Here is a 12,475-nt window from a genome sequence, read left to right as displayed (position 1 = left end):
CCTAGGAAACCGATGGCCGAGGCCTACGTCGGCGTGAAGTAGCCGTCGTAGATGCCCAGGATGATGTATCCGGCGAGAAGGATCGTCGGCAGGGCACGCAGGGCGGTGCGCCCGCGTTCCGACCAGTCGACCTTGGGGCTGGCGTGTAGTTGGAAGAGAAGCGCGCGTAGAGCACCGCGAAGACGATGAACAGCGCCATAAGCACGAAGCCCGGGACGATACCGGCGAAAAACAGCTTGATGACCGATTCCTCGGTGATCACGCCGTAGACGATCATCGGAATGGAGGGCGGAATGAGAATGCCGAGCGTGCCGCCTGCCGCCAAAAGCCCCAGCACGAATTTGCGCGGATAGCCGCGTTCGGTCATCTCAGGAATCGCGATCGTGCCGATGGTCGCAGCGGTCGCGACGGAAGAGCCGGAAATGGCGACGAAGAGATCGCGCCCCACGCCTCCTTTCAGCAGGATGTTCGACATCAGGATGAAGAGCGGCACGGCAAGCAGGATGAAGCTGTCGGCGGCCGACGGCAATCCCTGAGGCACCATCAGGGGCGAGAAGCCGCCGAGCATGAGCAGCAGGAGGCCAAGTCCACCCAGCACGAACGCGATGGGCACACCCACCAGCAACAACGCGAAAAGACCTGCGAGAATGGCGATGGTGGTCATCTTGGCTTGCCTTCTTGAAACCTGTCGAGCACGGGTCGGGGCAGTTCGCGCAGGTTCAAATAATTGAAATTATTCATCTTTTAAACGTATCAGCGAGCAATGGTCACGGCATTACGCCGCCGCCATGGGGCTGTGTCCGAGGTCCGGTGATGAGCGTGCGCGCGGCTTCCACCAGCGCCTGCAGGCACAACACGGTGCAACCGACGGGAACCGCCATTTCCGACCAGACGATCGAAATATCCAGCATGGAACCGGTGGTGCGGCCGCGCACGAAGCTGTCATAGGCGAGCGGCGTTCAGTACCAGACCACGGCGGCCGCAAATGCTGCGACCAGCAGGAAGACGAGGGTTTCCTGTACATGGCGCACACCGGCGGGGAGGCGTTCGGTCAGGATGGTGATGCGGATATGATGACTGCGGTGGAGCAGCACCGCGGCGGCGAGCCATGTGCCCCATACGAGGCAGAGCCGCGAAAGTTCTTCCGACCAGATGGTCGGCGCCACGAAGAGATAGAGCATTGCAACGTCGTAGCCGAGCATCAGCCCGGTCGCGAAATAGGCCAGTGTCGCGATCCGGCCAAGCAGGACGGAAAGGCGGTCAATCCAGACCAGCATGGAAAAGCTCCCGGAACCGCGATCTCGCCGCGGTTTTTCTTTGCCGTGAAGGCCGCTCGCGACGACCGGGGCCCCTTCCGGTCCCGACGCGTCGCGCAATGAGCGCCCTTTGAAACAAGAGAGCACCGGGTTTCCGGTGCCCCGAATGTCGACCTGATTGCCGATTGGCAGATGGGGCGAGACGGATCCCGTGCCGTCCCGGCTCAGGTTGGCCTAGTCGCGCAGCGCCATCGCCGCGTCGTAGACCTTCTTGCCCAGATCGCCCGAGGAGGCGAGGAACTCATCGATCACTGGCTTGCCCGACGCCTTCCAGGTGGCCTCTTCCTCCGGCGTCGGTATGTAGACGGTAATGCTGTTTTCCTTGGCCGTCTTCGCCGCTTCGTGTTCGATCTTCGACATGGCATCGCGCACGCCCTTCTCGACCTTCACAGCGGCCTGCTGGATCCATGTGCGTTGCTGGTCGCTTAGGCTCTGCCAGAAGTTCTCGTTGATCATGACGACGAATTCCACGTCGACATTGTTGGCGAGCGTGACAGTGTTCATCACGTCCCACATCCGGCGGCTTTTCACCGCCGACAAGCCGGACATGCCGATGTCGACCGTGCCGCGCTGGTAGGCGAGGTGTACTGTCCGGAGCCGGAAATCATCGTCGGAACGCCGCCATTCGCCTTGATCCAGAGGCCGAGCGTCTTGCCGAAGACGCGCACCTTCTTGGCCTTGATGTCGGCCGGAGTGCGAACCGGCTTGTCCTTGGTGAGAAGGACGCTGCCGCCGTAGGCCTGCCACCACAGGACTCGCGAGCCGGTCTTCAGGATCGCATCGTCAAGCGGCGCCCGCACTGGACTTCCCGGGGCGGTTGCCTTGCGCACCAGTTCCTCGGTGTTGAAGGTGAAGGGCGTATAGAAAATGTCCACCGCCGGGACGTCGCCGACATAGCGGGTGAGCGACACCAATCCCATTTAGATGGCGCCGTAGCCGACGGCCTGCGGGATCTCGCTGTCCTTGTAGAGCTGAACGGAATCATAGATCTCGACGGCGATTTCACCACCGGAGAGCTTCTCTACTTCGTTCTTGAATTCCAGGAGGTTCTGACCGATGTGGGACTTGAGCGGCAATTGCGAGGTGATGCGCAAGGTGGTCTCGGCAGCCTACGCGCTGAAGCCGGCGAGCGGCAGGGACAGTACAACAGTAACTGCGCCTGCAAGCGTCGTGCGAGCAAACTTCATCGGTTATCTTCCTAGATGTCAGATAGGCCGTTTTAGGTCTTTTGTGTCGTAGATACTAATTAACAGGAAATAATATTCCACGTCAACACGCTTTAGCATTGCAAATGTGACTTTTACTGCTCTTCAAGCCCCCAGACGCCCAATTGCGACGTTATGCCGGGGGGTCGACCAGCGGGCCGGTCAATCGGTGCGCGTGAGAAGGCGCCGGAAGGCGGCGCGTTCGGCTTCGACCTCTACCCGACAGCAGCACCCTTCCAGATGGTCGTTGACCAGCCCCATCGCCTGCATGAAGGCGTAGACGGTCGTCGGACCAACGAAGGTCCAGCCGCGTTTCTTCAGTTCTTTCGATAACTTAATGGAAACCGGCGTGGTCGGGTTGGCAACCAGCGCTTCCTTTGTGACCCGTTTCGGCCGGGCGGAGGCGTCGGGTTCGTAGGACCAGAAATAGGCCGCGAGCGATCCGAATTCCTCCACCATTTCCAGCGCGCGGGCGGCATTGTTGATGGTCGAGACGATCTTGCCGCGATGGCGGATGATCCCGGCATCGCGGACGAGCCGCTCTACGTCGTCCTCGGTGAAGCGGGCCACTTCGGAAAACTCGAAGTTTTTGAAAGTCTTCCGGAAATTCTCGCGCTTGCGCAGGATCGTCAGCCAGGAAAGTCCCGCCTGAAACCCTTCGAGACAGATCTTTTCAAACAGCCGGCGGTCATCGGCGACGGGGCGGCCCCATTCGGTGTCGTGATAGGCCTGATAGTCGGACAGACCGTCCTGCCACCAGCAGCGCACATACCCGTCCGCTCCCTCGGCCAGACCTGCCGCCAGCGCTCCTTCCGCCCCCGTCTCGCCCGTCATCGCGTTATCCCCGTGCACGTTGATATGTTCCTGTTTTGTTCCTAGCATGCCATGATCATTCTGGCCAGAGGTGCCCGGAATGACTGGGGTTCAAGCCGTGGGCGCGAAAATGCCCGGCGTGATCGACGGAGTTTGATGGGCCGATTCAAATTTCATCGCATTTTCTGTCGAATTCGAATGAAATGGCCGCCAAATGCGAGAAATCTTAAAGAAAGACGCGACACGGCGGGGATAACCCGTCGGGCCGGGGATAGATGCATGTCGGGTCCGGGGATAAAAACAGGCTGCGGCACCGCTTCCGGTGCCGCTCCGGATCGCTGCGCCTCAGGCGAACAGTGCACCGATGTCATCTTGCGAAGCAACGTCGTCATCGGCGTCGAGCGCCGGACCGTTGAGCAGGGCCGCATCGCCTTCGCGAACCGCGCGTTCGTCGACGTCGATGTAGCTGAAGCTTTCCACGCCGCCCCAGATCTCCATCATACGCACGATGCGGTCCTCGATGAAGGAAGCGTCTTGACCACCTTGGTGATGCGCTAACCGGTCAGATCCTGGAAGTTACAGGCCTCGAAGATACCGAGCACCCGCTCCTGGATTTCCTGGGCGTGGGTCTCGTCGTCTCCCGTCAGATACCGGGCGAGCGTGGAAGCCGTCTCGTCGATGAATTCGGCGGCCGCAAGAATCTGTTCCGTCGCCCCTTCGGTGCCGACGACGACCGCATCGAGCTCGTTGGTGATGCGCTTCATCTCCTCGCCTTCAAAGCCGGAGTGATCCGGTGGTTTCGACGCGAAACAGCTTTCTCACTCTGCTCATGAATCAGTCCGAATGTTTGACGTGTTTGCCTACAACCTATAGAGGTCCGATTAAAGAATTGTTCCCTGGGGTACCGGGCTGCAATTCAAATATGGCGCTGCTCATTGCGTTATTGCTTTCACCCTGCCCCTGCAGATTCCATTATGGGGCTTCGTACTGAAATTTCGTAAAAATCGGACAAAGGTCGGTTCGGTGCCTCTTCAAAAAAACGAATGCGCATAGCGACGCGCGCACGCATTGCCGTCGTTTCGGCCTGCGGGTAGCCCTCATTGCGGGCCTTCTTGCATTTGCCGCCCCCCTCATCACTCACCCGGCGGATGTCGCCTCGCCGCGTTACAGCAATCAGGAACTGACCGACGGCTTCATGCTGACCGTATTCGGTCTGGAATACCGGTCGTGGAAGCCTTACGAGATCAAGAAATTCACCGGCCCGGTGCAGTTTTACGTGATCAACATGGCCAGCCGCGACCGCTCGCGCATGGTGCGCCAGTTCATCACCGCCTTGCCCGGAAAGGTGCGCGGGCTGGACGTGCAGTTCGCCCGCGATACGAAAAGCTCCAATTTCCAGATCTATATTGTCGACCGCTCCCAGTATGAGGGAGCCGTGCGCAAATACGTTTACGGCAACCTGAACGCACGAGCGCTGGGGCGCTGCCTGGTGCGCGTCAAGTCGGGAAGCCACGGCATCACCAACTCCACCGCCGTGATCGTGGCCGACGAGGGCCGATCATCTGTTCAAGCGCTGCATGGTGGAGGAGACGCTGCAGGGCCTCGGCCCGATGAACGACAACGACCGGCTGGTTCATTCGGTCTTCAACGACACGTCCGAGCACGACACCTTCACCCGCTTCGACCGGATGATCATGAACATGCTCTACGATCCGCGCATCAAGCCCGGCATGACCGCGCGCAAAATGAAACCGCTCCTGCCCTCAGTGATCCGCGAGACTCGGCGCCTGGTGCCCTGAGAGGGGACGCAAGAGGTCGATCTGCCCCTTACCGCGATGAAGCATCACGGCATGGATTGCCGGTCGGAGCCGGCAATGACGGGGAAGATGTAGCTGGAACACCCCAATGCCTTTTGCGGGCAGTACACTCCGGAGCCACGGCGATCCGGTCAAGGTCCTGGCACGCCCCTCCCCGAATCGGCGTTAACCGTGTTCGCCAACCTCCAGCTAACCAGGATTCCTTTTTCCGGCTCCGCATTGCTCCGGATTCACGAAATACCGACTAGTTTTAGCGAAAATTCGATGAAAATGATCCGGAAAGGACTTCGAGACTGCCGCCCCGCCGGGCTGTCACGGGAAAAGTGTACGTGGCCTCAAGCTCGGCAACAAGCGTCGGAACAGGCGCAGGGCGCGCGCATGCATGCAACCGGATGCCAATCGACAGAAGAGCAGTGAGCAGGCTGCGGATCCACATTCCCTCACGGCATCCGCCTTTCGGCGCAGCTCAAAAGAACATTGAAAAGATTGATATGACATATCAATCCTATAACCTAGATTTGTACGATCATAATGGATGGGATCGCGCACTGCGATGGGACGTCATTCGGCCGTCGTATATTCTCGACCGTGCCAGAACGGCCCTGACACGGTATTGGGGCGGACCTCGTGGCTGGAGCATCTGAAAAATGACAAAGCATCGAGACCCAGGATCCACACTTGACGAAGACAGAATACGCGACGCGCTCGCGAGGATCCTCGCTTCCGACACCTTTTCACGGTCTCCGAAGATCAGCCTTCTCCTGTCCCATCTGGTCGAGCGTCGACTGGCGGGTGACGAAGAAGGGCTCAAGGAGCCTCAGATCGCGCAGACCGTCTTCGGCCAGCCGAAGGAATTCAATCCCCGCTCCAACCCGATCGTGCGCGTGAACGCCTCCCGGTTGCGCAATCTTCTGCGGGTCTATTACGCCGGTCCCGGGCAGGACGACGACCAATGTATCCTGCTGCCCGACGTGGGATACCGGCCGGATTTTCCCCGCCGAAAGGCCCACGGTTCCGAGGCGTCCTCTTCCGCAGAGACGGCTGGCGACACCGTGAACGGGTCGCAGCCTCAGGCGGCGAACGAAGACACGGCAAACATGACAGGACGGGCGGCAGCGGCTTCTTCTGCGGCGTCATCGCGGGTCGGGGGCGCATTGCCGCCGGGGATGCGACGATCGGCGCGAAGTTGCGCGCCCTGGCGCAGCGTTTTCCCGCCACCTATGCGCGACAGGGCGTGATGGCGCTGGTGATTGCCAATCTGATGCTGGCAGGCGCGTTCGTGGTTCTGGCCGGACGGCCGCACGCCACCGACGTGCACCATATCCTGTCGCTGCCGGCGGAAGCGACCATGCAGACAAGCGACATTCGCGATGCACCGCTATTCATGCTGTGCGACCGCAAGGAGATCGACGGCAAGAACGGTACGGAAGCCTATCCGGTTGCCATCGGCAAGGACAAGTTCCTGTGCTGGCCGCTGCAATTGCGCCAGGCTGATCTCTCCGGCGGCCCTATCTTACACGCCTGTCTTGTCTGCTGCCGGGCGCTTCTCACGACACCCGGTTCCTTTCCCGTTTCCCGGCCCGGCTGCAATCCCCGGCACGTGATCCACAGGATCACACGCGAGTGCGCTCAACCTTCCAGTTACTGGAAGTGAGATGGCTGTTGTCCACCTTGGACACATCGTCCGAAGGGCGTTCAATCCGGGCGGGAAAGATATGCGAGCAGTCATCATGATCGGAACGGGAGCCGTTCTCGGCATCGTCGGGACCTGGCTCTTTCAAAGCGGCGGCGACGACGCGCAAAACATCGTCCGATCCCCGACCATCCCCCCAGCTCACCGCGTACGAGAGCGAGGGAGCGGATCTTTTCGCGCAGAACTGCGCCGCCCGTCACGGCGAGAACGCCACGGGCACCGATAAAAGGGGCCGCCGTTCCTGAACCCGATCTACAAGCCGCCGCATCACGGCGACATGGCCTTCTACATGGCGGTGGCGCGCGGTGTGCGGGCCCATCACTGGCCCTATGGCGACATGCCCGCGCAGCCGCAGATGGCGCAGGAGGAAATGGGCCCGCTGATCGCCTATGTCCGCGCCCTGCAGCAGGCGAACGGCATCAACTGAGAACGCGGTCGCGCGCCTCCTCGATGCGTCGGGCGAGTTCGACGGTTGCGGCCTGCGGGTCCTCGGCCATGCAGATGGCGGAGACGACGGCGACGCCGTCCGCTCCAGCCGCCACCAGTTCCCCGACATGTTTTGCCTTGATGCCGCCGATGGCGACGGCGGGCAGGTCGATCTTCTCGCGCACCGTCTTGAAGCCGGACAGCCCGATCGCCGCGCCAGCATCGGTCTTTGTCGCCGTGCCCCGATAGGGGCCGATGCCGACATAGTCGACGGGGCCGAGATCGGAGGTCGCCAGTTCATCGAGCGAGCCGACCGACAGGCCGAGAAAGACGTCCAGCCCCAGAAGCGCGCGGGCATAGGCCGGGGCCATGTCCTTTTGCCCGATATGAACGCCCTCCGCCTTCGCCACCAGCGCCACGTCGATGCGGTCATTGATAACGAGCGGCACGTTGAAGGGGCTCAGCGCCGCCTTCAGCGCACGGGCGAGATCGACCAGTTCGCGCGTCTTGGCGTGGGGATCGCGCAATTGCACCAGCGTCGCCCCGCCACGCGCGGCCGCCTCCGCCGTTTCCGTCACCCCTCGCGCGCCGCACTGGGGCGTATCGGTGACGAGATAGAGCGACAAATCGAACGCGGGACGCGACATGACGGAGTATCCTGCTAGGCGGGGTTGTGGGGGTGGATCTCGGCGTTGGCGCGCAGGGCTTCCGCGTCGATCAGGTTGAGAGCATTGCACAGGCGGATGGGAACATCGCCGGGGCCGCCTGCCCCGCGCGCCGCGATCCGGCCCGCCACCGCGTAGACGGCCATCGCGGAGACGGTGGCGACGAAGGGATCGTTGCACGACGCCACATAGGCGCCGGTGAGCGCGCTCAGGGCGCATCCCACGCCGGTGGATGTCGTCATCAGCGGATCACCCCCTTCCACTGCGGCCGTGACGTTCGCATCGACCACGAAGTCCGTCTCGCCGGTGATGGCGATGACCGCCCCGATCTGTCTGGAGAGCACACGGGCCGGACCGACGGCGGCATGGGAGGAGACAGCGCTGTCGACGCCCTTGGGGGCCGCACCTGAAGCACCTGCAAGCGCGATGATCTCCGAGGCATTGCCGCGGATGACGGTGGGCTTGAGAAGTGCAAGGCTGCGGGCGGTTTCGGTGCGATAGGGGGTGGCGCCGCAGCCCACCGGATCCAGCACCCAGGGCTTGCCGTCCTCGACCGCCGCATGGACGGCCTTTCCCATGGACGCGACCCAGGAAGGCGACAGCGTGCCAATATTGACCACCAGGGCGGAGGCGATCCTGACGAAATCGGCCACCTCCTCCTCCGCATGGACCATGGCGGGCGAGGCACCGGCGGCCAGCAGCACATTGGCCGACAGCGTCATGGCGACATAGTTGGTGATGTTCTGGACGAGGGGGCCCTGGCTTCGCACGACATCGCACAGCGAGCTGGCGTCATCGAGGGTGGGCAGCGCGGATTTCGTAATCATGTTGTGCTCCAGGGCTTGCGCTGACTACGGCTTGGCTGCGGATCTAGGGTAAGGGTGCGCGCACGGACCCGTGACCCTGCTTCTAAAATTTTAACGCAGTGGCGAACAAGGACAAGGGGCGATGCTTCTCTGATCTGCTGAAATGTCCTAAACTGGAGGTCGAACGATCACCTCAACGACGCCTCTGAGTCCTCACGATGGATTTCTCCCATCCTGAAAGCGGCGACCTTTCCGATCTGTTCGACCCGCTGTCGCGCTCCACGTTCCGCTCGTGCTTCACGCTGAACACCAAGTACCGCGCCTACGGGCACGCCAAGGACCGTGCGACGACCGCCGAACACGCGCGGCCGATTTCATCGCCAAGCGGCTTGCGCCCGCCAACCCCGCCAAGGACGGCAAACAGACGCCGATGCACGGGCACCCGGTCTTCGTCGCCCAGCACGCCACCGCTACCTGTTGTCGCGGCTGTCTTCTCAAGTGGCACGGGATTGACAAGGGCCGCCCACTGTCAGATGACGAGCAGGCCTATGCGGTGCGGGTGATCATGGCCTGGGTCGACAAGGATATGGAGAACGACCGTTGAGTACCGGCACACCCGCCACCCAGATGCTGAAAAAGGCGAAGGTGGCCTTCCGCACGCACAAATACGAGTATGTCGCCGAGCAGCACCAGATCGGCCTGCATGCGGCCGAGGCCGTCGGCCTGCCGCCGGAACGCGTCTTGAAAACGCTGATGATCGAGGTGGACGGTAAGCCCGCCTGCGCGGTCATTCTTGTCGATCACACGCTATCGATTGAGACGAGTGGCGGCCGCCTTCAAGGGCAAGTCCGCGACGATGATGGACACCGCTAAGGCGGAACGCCTGACGGGCTACCACAAGGGCGGCATCAGCCCCTTCGGCCAGCGCAAGCGGCACCCGACGGTGATTGCGGAAAGCGTGATGGGCGAGGAGGAAGTCGTCATCAACGGCGGCAAGCGCGGCCTGATGGTGATGCTGTCGCCGACAGATGCGGTCTCCGTGCTCGGCGCGATCACGGCGGATGTCTGCGCGCAGGAGTGAGCGGGCAGATCGTCAGGCTCCCGACGGCGTCGGCCCCTTCGGATCCAAAAGGCCGCGGGCGAGCCTGACCAGTTCATCCTCGAATTCCGGCGTGCCGAGGAACGCCGACTGCTCCATCAACGCCGCACGCAACGTGCCAACGATGGCCCGTGTCAGCACATAGGCCGTGACCGGACTCAATGGCGTCTCCCCCTCCTCTCCCGCAGGCTCATGCGCTTTCAGGATGTCGCGCATGGCCGCATCGACCGGGCGCGCCAGTTCCTGCGACAGGCCGTTGGCGATCAACGCCTCAATCAGAACCTTGCGGGTGCGTTGCCGCCCCTCGAACCCCTGAATGAGCGCACGGATGGCCCGGCATAGCGGATCCGGCTCCGGATCTGCGTCCCCCTCCCCTTGCGGTCCCGACCTCAACTACGCATTCACCGTCTCACCGGCGACCTCTAGCTCCCGGCGCGCCAGCGCGACCAGGATGGCATTCTTGTCCGGGAAGTACTGATACAGCGAGCCGATGTTGACACCGGCCCGCCGGGCGATGGCATTTGTCGACAATGTCCACCCATCGCCGCCCTGCAAAATCCGAGCAGTCGCCTCCAGGATCGCGTCGACGGTTGCCCGCGCCCGCGCCTGTATCGGAATTTTTCTATATGAATCAGTATCTTCCATACCACCCTTTACGGCTCGTCCGCCTCCGAGAATGCGAGTAGCAGAATATGAGCATTGCTCATATTTCTTCTTCCAGCAACCCATGAGACCGGAGACCCATGACAATGAAACTGTCTCTCTTGCTCTTTGCACTTTCGCGCAAGCTCCGCCGCGCCTCCCGACATGTGGAGCAGATGCGCGGGCGCACTGCCTCGGTGCTGATCCGAACCGAAGACAGACGCGTCGGCCAGTTGTTCGTCTTCGCCGACGGGCAGGTCTTTTCCCGGACCGGCGGACACGGCGACGGCGACGTCGCGCTGACCTGGAAGGATGCGGACACGGCGTTCAAGGCGATAACGTCTGAGGATCTGCAAGCGGTCGCGACGACGCTTGAGCGCGGCGATCCGCGGCTTGAGGGCGACCTCGCCGTGGCCCAATGGTTCAGCAGCGTGATCCGCACGCTCAAGGAGAGATCCCCCGCACAGGGCTCTTTAGAAAGGATCGCCGTCATCGGGCTCGGCAAAATGGGGACAGGCCTTGCCCACAATATCCAGAAAGGCGGCTTCGACCTCGTCGTGTTCAACCGGACCCCGTCAAAGATGCAGAAATTCGTCGAACTCGGAGCCACCCCGGCTGCAAGCGCGCGCGAAGCCGCCTCGCAGGCCACCATCGTCGTGACCAGCCTGATGGATGACACATCCGTCCACGATATGGTGACAGCGGCGGACGGCATTCTGGCGGGGCTGGCGCCGGGCGGCATTCATCTCTGCGCGACGACCATCTCGCCGGAAATGGTGAAAAAGCTCACCGATCTGCAGCGCGACCACGGCTCCCATTTCGTATCGGGCGCGGTGATCGGGCGGCCCGATTTCGCACGCGCAGGCGAGTTGGTCACCCTTATGTCGGGCGACAGCCAGGCGGTGGAGCGGTGCAAGCCTGTGCGCGCGACCTATTCCAGCACCACGATGAACCTGGGAGAGTGCGCAGGCCTCACCAATTATGCGAAGTTGTCGGTCAACTATTTCGCCGTTTCCAACATGGATCTGATGGGCCAGATCTACGCCTATAGCGACGGGATCGGCATAGATCGCGCCTTCTACGGCCGCCTTTTTGACGGCATTTTCGCAAACCCGACGCTCAAGATGTATGCGGCAAAGATCGGCGAGCGGAAATTCGCGACCGAGGTCGGCTTCGAACTCGCCGCCGGGCTGAAGGATCTGAAGCTGATGCGTGCGGCCTCCGACACGACCTCACGCTCCCTCGATTACGCCCCGCTCATCATTGACAAGATGGAAAAGGCCATCGCTTTCGGCTGAGAGCACCACGACTGGGCCGGATTCACCGCACTTTCCGGCAAGTTTACGGGCAAGGAAATCCGGTAGGCGAGACTGCCCCGGACGAGCCGGGAAATCGGCCAAGTTGCAGGCAGAGCCGACCGGCGGGAGGGGCCTCCTGCAGACCTCAATTCCATCGTCAGGACGTCTCCCGCGGGTGCCGGAGGACCGAGAGTTTTTTGTGGTCGGAATCAGGCTCGGCAGGTTGATAAAAAGCTCTCACGCACCACTCGCCGAGACATAAAAGTCGTACCTGATATTTCATAAAAACATCTTCAAAAATATCACGTATTATAGCTGACAATTTTTACATTCAATGGCAAAAGCGGATATACGCTTCAAAAATTAAATAAAACTATAAATTAAAAACAATTTATAGTTTTATTACTAAATATTGATCATTTTTGACTTTCAATAAGTCGATGTATATTGCAGCTCATCAATAACAAATTTACAGGATCCATGTCTCTGTCCAGCGTTGAAAGTATCAGCGGCCAACCCAGTAATATCAACCGGCAGCCCCATCACCCCCACCACTTCCGCAGTGCCATCCCCGCAGCAGCTCGTCACGTACGCGGCTGGCGCTATTTCGCCGATCTTTTCGGCGGAGAGCACATCGCAGCCACCGAATTCATCATCGGCGTCACATTCGTGACGATGGGGGGGCGCCACGGAAG

19 protein-coding genes and 2 pseudogenes are annotated in these 12,475 nt (G+C 61.3%); 7 read left to right on the top strand and 14 right to left on the bottom strand.

From position 1 onward, the window contains the following. Window position 1 precedes the first annotated feature (1 nt). From QNJ43_RS04345 to QNJ43_RS04305, 9 genes and pseudogenes are all read right to left on the bottom strand, one after another. On the bottom strand, window positions 2-664 hold the full coding sequence (locus QNJ43_RS04345; protein ID WP_300467668.1) for a TRAP transporter large permease subunit: 663 nt from the start codon (window positions 662-664) through the stop codon (window positions 2-4). Between the two features lie 103 nt (window positions 665-767). Next, a complete protein-coding gene (locus tag QNJ43_RS04340; RefSeq protein ID WP_300467666.1) occupies window positions 768-935 on the bottom strand; it encodes a hypothetical protein in 168 nt (55 codons plus the stop codon). A gap of 24 nt (window positions 936-959) precedes the next feature. After that, window positions 960-1,277 (bottom strand): TRAP transporter small permease subunit, encoded by a 318-nt coding sequence (locus QNJ43_RS04335; RefSeq protein WP_300467664.1) that lies wholly within the window; start codon window positions 1,275-1,277, stop codon window positions 960-962. A gap of 213 nt (window positions 1,278-1,490) precedes the next feature. Further along, window positions 1,491-1,865 (bottom strand): hypothetical protein, encoded by a 375-nt coding sequence (locus tag QNJ43_RS04330; protein WP_300467662.1) that lies wholly within the window; start codon window positions 1,863-1,865, stop codon window positions 1,491-1,493. After that, window positions 1,844-2,392 (bottom strand): annotated as a pseudogene (gene dctP / locus QNJ43_RS04325) (TRAP transporter substrate-binding protein DctP). Before dctP ends, QNJ43_RS04330 begins: the two are co-directional and overlap by 22 nt. Before the next feature lie 291 nt (window positions 2,393-2,683). Next, window positions 2,684-3,355, bottom strand: coding sequence for a DNA-3-methyladenine glycosylase I (locus QNJ43_RS04320; protein WP_300467948.1), 672 nt, complete (start codon window positions 3,353-3,355; stop codon window positions 2,684-2,686). 324 nt (window positions 3,356-3,679) lie between these two features. Further along, the gene (locus QNJ43_RS04315; protein ID WP_300467660.1) at window positions 3,680-3,841 is read right to left on the bottom strand and encodes a hypothetical protein; all 162 of its coding nucleotides are present in this window, start codon (window positions 3,839-3,841) and stop codon (window positions 3,680-3,682) included. A gap of 47 nt (window positions 3,842-3,888) precedes the next feature. Further along, complete coding sequence (locus QNJ43_RS04310; protein WP_300467658.1) at window positions 3,889-4,098, bottom strand: hypothetical protein; 210 nt, start codon at window positions 4,096-4,098, stop codon at window positions 3,889-3,891. Between the two features lie 185 nt (window positions 4,099-4,283). Further along, a complete protein-coding gene (locus QNJ43_RS04305) occupies window positions 4,284-4,847 on the bottom strand; it encodes a hypothetical protein (protein ID WP_300467656.1) in 564 nt (187 codons plus the stop codon). A gap of 64 nt (window positions 4,848-4,911) precedes the next feature. Between QNJ43_RS04305 and QNJ43_RS04300 the strand changes: the two genes are divergently transcribed. The 4 genes from QNJ43_RS04300 to QNJ43_RS04285 all read left to right on the top strand — a co-directional run bounded on the left by QNJ43_RS04300 (window position 4,912) and on the right by QNJ43_RS04285 (window position 7,271). Next, window positions 4,912-5,133 carry a DUF2927 domain-containing protein gene (locus QNJ43_RS04300; RefSeq protein ID WP_300467655.1) on the top strand — a complete coding sequence of 74 codons (222 nt, stop codon included), beginning with the start codon at window positions 4,912-4,914 and terminating at the stop codon, window positions 5,131-5,133. Window positions 5,134-5,798: 665 nt separating this feature from the next. Beyond that, entirely contained in the window at window positions 5,799-6,389 is a 591-nt protein-coding gene (locus tag QNJ43_RS04295; protein WP_300467653.1) for a hypothetical protein, read from the top strand. Then, window positions 6,338-6,805: a hypothetical protein gene (locus QNJ43_RS04290; protein WP_300467651.1), complete on the top strand. Its 468-nt coding sequence runs from the start codon at window positions 6,338-6,340 to the stop codon at window positions 6,803-6,805. The genes QNJ43_RS04295 and QNJ43_RS04290 overlap by 52 nt, the downstream gene beginning before the upstream one ends. A gap of 316 nt (window positions 6,806-7,121) precedes the next feature. Next, on the top strand, window positions 7,122-7,271 hold the full coding sequence (locus tag QNJ43_RS04285; RefSeq protein ID WP_300467649.1) for a hypothetical protein: 150 nt from the start codon (window positions 7,122-7,124) through the stop codon (window positions 7,269-7,271). Here QNJ43_RS04285 and thiE read toward each other — a convergent pair. Beyond that, a complete protein-coding gene (gene thiE, locus QNJ43_RS04280) occupies window positions 7,264-7,917 on the bottom strand; it encodes a thiamine phosphate synthase (protein ID WP_300467647.1) in 654 nt (217 codons plus the stop codon). The genes QNJ43_RS04285 and thiE overlap by 8 nt on opposite strands. A gap of 14 nt (window positions 7,918-7,931) precedes the next feature. Then, the gene (gene thiM / locus QNJ43_RS04275) at window positions 7,932-8,762 is read right to left on the bottom strand and encodes a hydroxyethylthiazole kinase (protein WP_300467645.1); all 831 of its coding nucleotides are present in this window, start codon (window positions 8,760-8,762) and stop codon (window positions 7,932-7,934) included. Between the two features lie 271 nt (window positions 8,763-9,033). Here thiM and QNJ43_RS04270 point away from each other — a divergent pair, with 271 nt between their 5' ends. Both QNJ43_RS04270 and ybaK read left to right on the top strand, forming a co-directional pair. Next, window positions 9,034-9,345, top strand: a complete 312-nt coding sequence (locus QNJ43_RS04270) for a DUF4186 family protein (RefSeq protein WP_300467643.1) — start codon at window positions 9,034-9,036, stop codon at window positions 9,343-9,345. After that, window positions 9,342-9,822, top strand: a pseudogene (gene ybaK / locus QNJ43_RS04265) (Cys-tRNA(Pro) deacylase). The gene QNJ43_RS04270 and the pseudogene ybaK overlap by 4 nt, the downstream one beginning before the upstream one ends. 12 nt (window positions 9,823-9,834) lie before the next feature. Here the strand turns inward: ybaK and QNJ43_RS04260 are convergent. Beyond that, window positions 9,835-10,233, bottom strand: a complete 399-nt coding sequence (locus QNJ43_RS04260) for a hypothetical protein (protein WP_300467641.1) — start codon at window positions 10,231-10,233, stop codon at window positions 9,835-9,837. After that, entirely contained in the window at window positions 10,234-10,485 is a 252-nt protein-coding gene (locus tag QNJ43_RS04255; protein WP_300467639.1) for a TetR/AcrR family transcriptional regulator, read from the bottom strand. 104 nt (window positions 10,486-10,589) lie between these two features. Between QNJ43_RS04255 and QNJ43_RS04250 the strand changes: the two genes are divergently transcribed. After that, complete coding sequence (locus QNJ43_RS04250) at window positions 10,590-11,780, top strand: NAD(P)-dependent oxidoreductase (RefSeq protein ID WP_300467638.1); 1,191 nt, start codon at window positions 10,590-10,592, stop codon at window positions 11,778-11,780. 429 nt (window positions 11,781-12,209) lie between these two features. On the opposite strand, the gene QNJ43_RS04245 is transcribed toward QNJ43_RS04250, so the two are convergent. Beyond that, window positions 12,210-12,470, bottom strand: coding sequence for a hypothetical protein (locus QNJ43_RS04245; RefSeq protein ID WP_300467636.1), 261 nt, complete (start codon window positions 12,468-12,470; stop codon window positions 12,210-12,212). Window positions 12,471-12,475: the final 5 nt, after the last annotated feature.

Source organism: Breoghania sp., from assembly GCF_030066895.1.
In the GTDB taxonomy this organism is placed as follows: domain Bacteria; phylum Pseudomonadota; class Alphaproteobacteria; order Rhizobiales; family Stappiaceae; genus Breoghania.
Note: the sequence above shows the minus strand (reverse complement) of the source record. Positions and strands in the feature narration are given on the sequence as shown.

Bases quoted from the DNA above. Each gene is read 5' to 3' on its own strand.
- QNJ43_RS04345 (WP_300467668.1), bottom strand. From the start codon at position 664: ATGACCACCATCGCCATTCTCGCAGGTCTTTTCGCGTTGTTGCTGGTG.
- QNJ43_RS04335 (WP_300467664.1), bottom strand. From the start codon at position 1,277: ATGCTGGTCTGGATTGACCGCCTTTCCGTCCTGCTTGGCCGGATCGCG.
- QNJ43_RS04330 (WP_300467662.1), bottom strand. From the start codon at position 1,865: ATGTCCGGCTTGTCGGCGGTGAAAAGCCGCCGGATGTGGGACGTGATG.
- QNJ43_RS04320 (WP_300467948.1), bottom strand. From the start codon at position 3,355: ATGACGGGCGAGACGGGGGCGGAAGGAGCGCTGGCGGCAGGTCTGGCC.
- QNJ43_RS04310 (WP_300467658.1), bottom strand. From the start codon at position 4,098: ATGAAGCGCATCACCAACGAGCTCGATGCGGTCGTCGTCGGCACCGAA.
- QNJ43_RS04300 (WP_300467655.1), top strand. From the start codon at position 4,912: ATGGTGGAGGAGACGCTGCAGGGCCTCGGCCCGATGAACGACAACGAC.
- QNJ43_RS04295 (WP_300467653.1), top strand. From the start codon at position 5,799: ATGACAAAGCATCGAGACCCAGGATCCACACTTGACGAAGACAGAATA.
- QNJ43_RS04285 (WP_300467649.1), top strand. From the start codon at position 7,122: ATGGCCTTCTACATGGCGGTGGCGCGCGGTGTGCGGGCCCATCACTGG.
- thiE (WP_300467647.1), bottom strand. From the start codon at position 7,917: ATGTCGCGTCCCGCGTTCGATTTGTCGCTCTATCTCGTCACCGATACG.
- thiM (WP_300467645.1), bottom strand. From the start codon at position 8,762: ATGATTACGAAATCCGCGCTGCCCACCCTCGATGACGCCAGCTCGCTG.
- QNJ43_RS04255 (WP_300467639.1), bottom strand. From the start codon at position 10,485: ATGGAAGATACTGATTCATATAGAAAAATTCCGATACAGGCGCGGGCG.
- QNJ43_RS04250 (WP_300467638.1), top strand. From the start codon at position 10,590: ATGAAACTGTCTCTCTTGCTCTTTGCACTTTCGCGCAAGCTCCGCCGC.